5 protein-coding genes and 1 tRNA gene are annotated in these 4,707 nt (G+C 65.0%); 3 read left to right on the top strand and 3 right to left on the bottom strand.

Going from position 1 to position 4,707, the window contains the following annotated elements; genetic code table 11:
• Nucleotides 1-270: 270 nt before the first annotated feature.
• Entirely contained in the window at nucleotides 271-753 is a 483-nt protein-coding gene (locus ACLI1C_RS20330; protein ID WP_411399403.1) for a hypothetical protein, read from the top strand.
• Entirely contained in the window at nucleotides 750-1,112 is a 363-nt protein-coding gene (locus tag ACLI1C_RS20325; RefSeq protein ID WP_411399402.1) for a DUF1304 domain-containing protein, read from the top strand. Before ACLI1C_RS20330 ends, ACLI1C_RS20325 begins: the two co-directional genes overlap by 4 nt.
• Here ACLI1C_RS20325 and ACLI1C_RS20320 read toward each other — a convergent pair.
• Nucleotides 1,109-2,503: a M20/M25/M40 family metallo-hydrolase gene (locus tag ACLI1C_RS20320; protein WP_411399401.1), complete on the bottom strand. Its 1,395-nt coding sequence runs from the start codon at nucleotides 2,501-2,503 to the stop codon at nucleotides 1,109-1,111. The two genes, ACLI1C_RS20325 and ACLI1C_RS20320, sit on opposite strands and share 4 nt — an antisense overlap.
• A 124-nt stretch (nucleotides 2,504-2,627) precedes the next feature.
• Between ACLI1C_RS20320 and ACLI1C_RS20315 the strand changes: the two genes are divergently transcribed.
• Nucleotides 2,628-3,398, top strand: a complete 771-nt coding sequence (locus ACLI1C_RS20315) for a FadR/GntR family transcriptional regulator (protein WP_411399400.1) — start codon at nucleotides 2,628-2,630, stop codon at nucleotides 3,396-3,398.
• Nucleotides 3,399-3,418: 20 nt separating this feature from the next.
• Here ACLI1C_RS20315 and ACLI1C_RS20310 read toward each other — a convergent pair.
• Nucleotides 3,419-3,494 (bottom strand) — tRNA-Ala (locus ACLI1C_RS20310).
• Between the two features lie 59 nt (nucleotides 3,495-3,553).
• Nucleotides 3,554-4,558, bottom strand: a complete 1,005-nt coding sequence (locus ACLI1C_RS20305) for a Gfo/Idh/MocA family protein (RefSeq protein ID WP_411399399.1) — start codon at nucleotides 4,556-4,558, stop codon at nucleotides 3,554-3,556.
• Nucleotides 4,559-4,707 lie beyond the last annotated feature (149 nt).

Below are 4,707 nucleotides of genomic sequence, written 5' to 3'. Positions count from 1 at the left end.
GGGCTTTGCCTCTCGCGCAGGTTCGAGACCTGGCCGCAGCATGGCGAGCGATCATGCTGCGCGAGAACCGGGACTGTTCCAAAAACCGGCACCCCGAGGCGGCTACCGTCTCGTTTTTAAATTTCTAGAGGCGGCATCCGCCTCGGGGTCCGTCCAATCATGATAACCGCGATCCAGGCGGCGCTTGCGCCTGTCTGCAATATGGCGGCTGCCGCAATTCCGGCGTAAGCATCGGCAGGCTTGGCGCTACCCCAAACCAGGAACCATGCCATGAAGACCCAGCTCGCTTTCCTCACCGCCGCCCTGCTCTGGGCTACGCCTGCGCTGGCGGATGGCAAGATCTATGTCCAGTTGCCTGATCTATCCTCCTATGCCGGCCAGGAAGCGGAGGACTTCCTTGCAGAAGTGGTGCTGGCCAATGTCATCTCCTCCAATTGTCCGGATTTTGCGGTGACCGACGAGGAATGGTCGCTGCTGACCGGGTCGGCCGACATATTGGCGCGCGGGCAGCTCAAGCTCAGCGTTGACGATTATGATGCCGACTATTACGGACCGGCCTTTGCGGCGCTCGACAAGGCCGATGCCTGTGCCAGCGAAGGGCCGCAGGTGCAGCCGGTGATCGACCGGCTGGTGGAGCTGGGCGGTTCGCGCGAGGCGCTGCCCGACCAGGATGCGGCCTACGAGGCCGAGCAGGCGCGGCTTGCTGCATGGGATGCGGCGGCTGCACAAAAGGGAAAGACCAAGGTCAAATGAGCGTCGTCGCTAGCATTCTCGTCGCCCTCGTGGCGCTGCTGCATGTCTATATCATGGTGCTTGAAATGGTGCTGTGGACCGGTCCACGGGGGCAGAAGGCCTTCGGCCTGACACCGGAATTTGCGGCATCCACCAAGGCGCTGGCCGCCAATCAGGGGCTCTATAACGGCTTCCTGGCCGCCGGGCTGATCTGGGCGCTGGTGCATCCGGTGCCGGAATTTGCCTGGCAGATCGCCATGTTCTTCCTCGCCTGCGTGGCCGTTGCGGGCATTTACGGCGCCGTCACCGCCAGCCGGAAGATCCTGTTCATCCAGACCGTGCCGGCAGTGATCGCCATGCTGGCGGTGATGTTCGCCTAGCCCGCCAGGCTCGCCAGGACCCGCACCCAGCTGCGGATGCCGCGGTGGTAGCTGTCGAGATCGTATTTCTCGTTGGGGGAGTGAATCTGGTCGTCGACATGGGCGAAGCCGATGAGCAGGGTATCAAGGCCCAGGATGCGCTTGAAGTCGCCGGCAACGGGGATCGAGCCGCCCGAACCGGTGATCACGGCCGGCTTGCCCCATTCGCCCGACAGGCCCTCCAGCGCCTGGCGCAGATGCGTGCCGTCGCTCGGCACGGTGATGGCGGGTGAGCCGCCATGGGGGTGGAAGGTCACCGAGCAGTCGGCGGGCACGCGGTCCTGCACATGCTTGCGGAAGGCGGCGCGGATCTTGTCGGGCTGCATGCCCGACACGAGCCGGAAGGATATCTTGGCGCTGGCCTTGGCGGGAATGACGGTCTTGAAGCCGTCGCCGGTATAGCCGCCGATCATGCCGTTGATCTCGCAGGTCGGCCGCGCCCAGAGCATTTCGAGCACCGAGCGGTTCTGCTCGCCGGCGGGGATGGAAAGGCCCGCTTCGCCGAGAAAGGCCTTGTCGTCAAAGCCCAGGCCCTGCCACTGCGCCTTGAGTTCCGGGCTGATCTCGGCGACGTCGTCGTAAAAGCCGGGCAAGGTGACGCTGCCATCGGGCGCGCGGAGGCTGGCAATGATCTCGGCCAGCACTTGGTTGGGATTGCGCGCGGCATTGCCGAACATGCCGGAATGCAGGTCCTTGTTGGCGCAGCTGATCTCGATTTCCTCGGCGACCAGGCCACGCAGCATGGTGGTGATCGAGGGGGTCTGGCGGTCCCACATATCGGTGTCGCAGACCAGGGCGATGTCGGCGGCGGCCAGCTCGTCGCGGTTGGCCTCCATGAAGGGTGGCAGGTTCTTGCCGCCGCTTTCCTCCTCGCCCTCCAGCATCAGCGAGATGCGGGTGGGGAGCGATCCGGTCGCCGCCTTCCAGGCGCGGCAGGCCTCGATGAAGGTCATCATCTGGCCCTTGTCGTCCGAGGCGCCGCGGGCAACGATGATCTTGCGGCCACTGGCATCGGTCTTGAGCTGGGGCTCGAAGGGGTCGGTGTGCCACAGATCGAGCGGGTCCACCGGCTGCACGTCGTAATGGGCATAGAACAGCACATGGGCGCCGGGCTGGTCGGGGCCATGGGCCACGACCACCGGATGGCCCGGTGTGGGGCGTGCGGCGGCGTCGAAGCCCAAGCCGCGCAATTGATCGACGATCCAGTCGGCTGCCTTCCGGCATTCGGATGCATAGGCGGGGTCGGTAGAGATGGACTTGATGCGCAGGAGCGCATAGAGGCGCTCCAGGCTCTGTTCGAGCCCGGCATCCACGCTGGCAAGCACGGCGTCGATCTGGTTGGCTGCGGTCATGGGGCGAATCCTTTTGGCGCTACCCTCACCAAAGCGGGCGGCGCTGTCCAGCGCTGCGCGGCGCGCAATATTGTAATACTTTTGGTCCCATGCTTAGGTCGGGCCGCAAAGAGCAGGAGACGGGATGGCCATTGGGCAAGGGCGGGAAAGCACGACCGCCGATCTGATCGCGGCGATCGCCGGACGCGTCCCGTCGCGCAACCTGCATTCCCGGGTGCTCTGGCAATTGGGCACGGCCATCGTGCGGGGCGATTATCCGGAAGGCAGCATCCTGCCCTCCGATACCGAATTGCTGGCGCGCTTTGCCGTGTCGCGCACGGTGCTGCGCGAGGCGCTCAAGACGCTGGCAGCCAAGGGCATGATCGAGGCGCGTGCCCGCATCGGCACGCGGGTGCTGCCACGCCAGCGCTGGAACCTGTTCGATGCCGACGTGCTGGCCTGGCATTTCGAGATCGGCCCGGATGTGGCGCTGCTGCGCAGTCTCTCGGAAATCCGCATAGGCGTCGAAGTGGAATCGGCAGCCCTGGCAGCAGTACGGCGCAGCGAGGAACAAGCGGCGGCGCTAGAGGCCTGCGCTATCCGCATGGGCGAGGCCACGACGCCGCAACAGTTTGCCCGGACCGACCTCGAATTCCATCGCACGGTCGCCGAAGCCTCGGGCAATCCGTTCATGGCCTCGATCAGCGCCCTGGTGGAACTGGCGCTGACGGCGGCCTTCACCATCAGCTCGCCGGTCGAGGACGATACGGCGATGGTCGCGACGGTCAAGGCGCATGGCCGCATCGCCGAAGCGATCCGGGCGGGCGACGCCGAAGAGGCGCGTGCCGCCATGAAAGCCGTGATCAGCGAAGGCTTCGCCCGCGCCGAGGGGCGGTTGGAGCCGGGCAAGGCCTGACAGAGGGGATAGCGCCGGAATGGTGGAGCTGAGCGGGATCGAACCGCTGACCTCGTCATTGCGAACGACGCGCTCTCCCAACTGAGCTACAGCCCCGTTCCGACGCTGCTGATATGGACAATTATTGCGGCGGGGGCAAGAGGGCGCCAGTCGGCCTAGACCGCCGCCCAGGCGCCGGTTTTCTCGCTGGCGAAGATTGCGTCGATCACCTTCATGCTGGCAATGGCATCCTCGATCCCCCAGGGAAGAGGTTTTTCGCCGAGTACGGCCAGGGCAAAGGCTTCGGCCTGTTCGGTATATTGATCGACGGCCGGCAGGATCTCGCGGCGGGCCAGCGAGCCGTCAAAGGGCGCGCCGATATCGATGGTGATGGCGGTGCGCTCATCGGGCGGGGCGTTGAAGGGGATGATGATTTCGAGCTTGGCCTTGCTGCCCAGGACCTGGACGCGCTGGTGGCCCGCGGTCTGGGTGGAGCAGATGAAATTGAGCTGCCGGCCCGCACCGAAATCGGCGATGACGCTGGCGAGGCGATCGGTACCGAAATTTTCGTCGCGCTCAACGAGCGAAACGACGCGCTTGGGCTCGCCCTCGAACAGGTAGCGCGCGGCGGTGATGGGGTAGCAGCCGATATCCATGATGCCACCGCCACCAATGTCGGCCTGGTTGCGCACATTGGCGGGGTCGGCGTTGAAATAGGTGAAGACCGCATTGATGGCGCGCACTTCGCCCAGCTCGCCCGAGCGGATGATGTCGCGGGCCCGGCTCCACTGCGGATGAAAGCGCACCATGAAGGCCTCGAGCACGATGCGGTCGGGCGGGCACTGGCGCAGGGACTCGGCCTCGGCGGCGCTGAGGGCGATGGGTTTTTCGCAGAGCACATGTTTGCCGGCTTTGGTGGCGGCGATGGTCATGGGCACATGCAGGTGGTTGGGCAGGGGGTTGTAGATGGCGTCGATATCGGGATCGGCGAAGAGCTCTTCATAGGAGCCATAGGCCTTGGGGATGCCGAGCTGGGCCGCGGCCGCCTGCGCCTTGCCCAGGTTGCGCGAAGCGATGGCAACCACTTCGGAATGAGCCGACTTCATGATGGCCGGCGTCACCTTCTGCATGCCGATATTGGCCGTGGACAGAATGCCCCAGCGGACTTTCCTGATGCTCATGGCTGTCTCCCTCGTTGCCTGAGACTTAGCGACGGCGGTGACGTTTGGCTAGTATGGCAGGCGTGCGGAAGCGCCGCCTGAATGCGGTTTTCACGAGATGGACGGACCCCGAGGCGGCTGCCGCCTCTGGAAACTAAAAATGAGACGAT

The sequence above is a fragment of the Devosia sp. XGJD_8 genome (genome assembly GCF_046614475.1).
In the GTDB taxonomy this organism is placed as follows: domain Bacteria; phylum Pseudomonadota; class Alphaproteobacteria; order Rhizobiales; family Devosiaceae; genus Devosia.
This window is presented reverse-complemented; position numbering and strand designations above follow the sequence as displayed.